3 protein-coding genes are annotated in these 3,279 nt (G+C 26.6%); all 3 read right to left on the bottom strand.

Features of this window, described 5'->3' with window-relative positions; genetic code table 11:
* Positions 1-1,189: hypothetical protein (locus Q0T35_RS11045; protein WP_295843135.1), on the bottom strand; the 1,189-nt coding region annotated here is incomplete at its 3' end.
* Positions 1,190-1,191: 2 nt separating this feature from the next.
* Entirely contained in the window at positions 1,192-1,713 is a 522-nt protein-coding gene (locus Q0T35_RS11040; protein WP_295843133.1) for a CHAP domain-containing protein, read from the bottom strand.
* Between the two features lie 60 nt (positions 1,714-1,773).
* Entirely contained in the window at positions 1,774-2,907 is a 1,134-nt protein-coding gene (locus Q0T35_RS11035; protein ID WP_295843131.1) for a hypothetical protein, read from the bottom strand.
* Between the last annotated feature and the right edge of the window lie 372 nt (positions 2,908-3,279).

The raw sequence follows: 3,279 nt of genomic DNA, 5'->3' as shown, positions 1-3,279 counted from the left end.
TAAATTGTTTTAACATTGCTTCCCATTCTTTTTCTGATAATAAAGAATCATAGGATCCTAATATATCGCCATTTCCCCATACTACTGTTTCTGATTCATGATACTTCCAATACAATGGATCTATATAATTGACTGTATAGGCTACTATTTTGTATAGTTCTTCATTTGTCCAGCCTATATTTTTACCATCTCTTTTTTTTACTACTATGCTTACAATCGCATTCATTAAATCTATAGCATATTTACCCTCATTCTCATTAGTTATATTTTCAATGGTTTTTAATATTCCTTCTCTTATGTATAAACGGCTTCGGTCTTGACCGGGTTGATCTTTCATTACAAAAATCAATGATCTAAATTTTGATTCTCTTACAGGGGAATTATTTGCATAGGAAGTGTATAAACTATCCATTACATTTTCATTAATTTTATCTTCCTTGTCATAATTAAAATTTAATAATAATGACCTTGATAAATATGCTTCTCTAGGTAATAAATAATTTAAACTAGCTTTGTCATTATATATTAAATATTTATTTAAGGATAATACTTTTAAATTTTGTTGTATACTATACTCTTTTTTATCTTTTCCCTTAATTTTTATTAAATCATTCAGAAATACCATAGGGGTTATTATCTTCCTTTGTTTATCTATAAATAAATTCCAATCATAACTTGAAAATCTATATTTATATTCATCAAAAGTTAGATTCGTTGTTTTTAAAATCATATGTTTTATTTCTTCATCCGTATATGCTTTTCCCTTATCATAGACTGGTTTTTGTGCATATAATGTAATAATATTTTCTTCATTTTTGTCTATATCTATTCCAAACACATACTTTATCCGCTCTTTAAATAAGGAATAATCCGGGAATTTATAACCGCTATTCTCTAATGATTTTTCTAATAAAGGTAGTTGTAAATCTAAATCCTCTTGTGTGGCTATATATTCATTGTCAGGAATATGATCTTCTACAAATACTCTTTTTTGTAGTTCTATATGTTCTTCTATTTTTTGTAAATTAATGCTATCCTTTTGCGTATTTTGTAAACCAATATTATCCATTTGTGTATTTTGTGCAATTTCTATAATAGGCTTTTCTTTTTTTTCTTCTTTCTTATTTTCTTCCCCTCTACAGGAAAAAAATAATATAAATAAACCGAAAAATATTATTCTTTTTTTCATAATTATTTCTTTATTATTTCAAAACTATAATTATTTTTATTCCAATTTACCTTTTTATCTGCTTTACTGTAATGTATTAACGGTGTATAAAATCGGCAGGGACTTCTTTGGGCAGTTACTTTATGATCCAATAAATGGTATGAATCCTTTTTCCATTTTAATTTAATCACCCCTCCCATTGTCAATTTTTTTTCCATCCCATATGGAATTTCACTTGAACTTATTGCTTCCACAGTGGTTACCACCTTATCTATTCCCTTTTCATTAGGTATTTCTTCATAATCAATGATCACTCCGGTATGCCCCATTCCTGAAGAACTCTTCCAGATAAATATATCTCCTATTTGGGGCTTATAATCTAAATCGTCATGTTTTTGTAAGTAGATAGGGTATTTTTCTGCAAATTCATAGAGTATTCGAGTATTACCTCCCATTACCTTTTTACTCCATTCTATTTTCTGTAAATAACGGCATGCTAATTCCGAACAATCCATCGTATTTTCTCCTGATTGCGAATGTTTCATTCCTGAAAAATGCTTCCTTTCTGTGATTTAATAGTATGGATAGTTTCAATTTCAAAAAAATTAATATGTTTCAGCAATTTTTATAGCTTCTTGTAAATGAGGTAAATTATAATAATTGTTTTTCTTAAACTCTTTAATTAATTTATTCCATTCTTTCTCAGGTAAAGAAAAGTGCAGACCTCCTAAAATACTCCATTTTGCAGAACTTTGAAGTCCTACTTGTTCATATTTTTCTGTCAAAGGATCAAAGGTATTCGCCATATAGGCTAATATTTTGGTATATTCTGAGTCACTAAAATCTTTCCAATCATCTCTATCACTTAAATATAACAACTGCATAGCGTACTTTCTTTCTTCATTATTGGTGTTTTCCCATATATAGTTGAGAATACCTTCTCGTATTTCTAAATTCCCGTTGCAATTTTTTACAAAAATACTATTTTCAACAATCTCCCAAGGTCTCTCATAGTTTTTCTCCATTACCCAATTCAATAATTTTTTATCTTCTGTATAACCAAAGTCTGTTACCAAACGTTCCATAAATTCACCTTCATTGGTAATTAACCAATCAAATTGACTTTCATCATCATTAAATAAATATTTATTCCTTGATATAAGCAATTGTTGATGAAAACGTCTTTCTCTAAGTAAATAATCATAATGATCTTTCCATTGAGTGGCTTCCGCTTTCTCCCATCCAGTTCCTTCAATATACTCTTTTATTATAATCTTTTCTTTCTCATATTCTAATACTTCCGGGTATACTTTAGTGTAATCTAAAATTTGTGGAAGTGCATAAAAAATAGTAATAAACTTATGTTCTTTATCAATATATAAATATTGTGCATATTCGGATAATGGATGAAATTCTAGTTTTTTGTTACACTTGAAATATTGATCAACTTTTAAATATTTCGTTTGCGAATTATTGTCAATAATTCTTCCAAAAATATTTTTTATTTTATCATTAAAATTATTTAAACTCAAAGTTTTATATCCATTATTTCTTAGTATAGTATCTTCTATGAAAACTAATGCATCTAAATCTTTTTCTCCATAATCCTTATAACAGTCATAAGTTTGATCATTGCCTGCTTTTAGTTGTTTTATTAATATTTCTTTTATGTTGTTTTTTTGTCCAATTAATAAAGATGAATAACAAAAAAATAGTAGGTAAAAAAATCTTTTTTTCATAATGATTTTGAAATTTAATTAATCCTGAGTGTCTCTCTCACCAAATTGTTCTGTATAATAAATCTTAGCTTTTAGATTAGGTAAATTATAATAATTGTTTTTAATAAAACTATTTTTTAATTCATTCCAAGAAGTTCGATCTTAACCTAAAGAAGCATAATAAGAACCCAAATATTTCCACTTATCCACTTTACTGTTTTAGATAAATAATACTTTTTAAAAAGTGGATCACAAGTATTTGCTAAATAACCTATTATTTTATATTCTTCTTGTTTTTCCTTTTCTAATAATTGATAATTATCTAAATTTAGCTAAGACTAATACGATGTATTGTATAAACAATAATTAAAATTTTGAAAATTCCTGAATTTT

The sequence above is a fragment of the uncultured Apibacter sp. genome, from assembly GCF_946479295.1.
Lineage (GTDB): Bacteria > Bacteroidota > Bacteroidia > Flavobacteriales > Weeksellaceae > Apibacter.
This window is presented reverse-complemented; position numbering and strand designations above follow the sequence as displayed.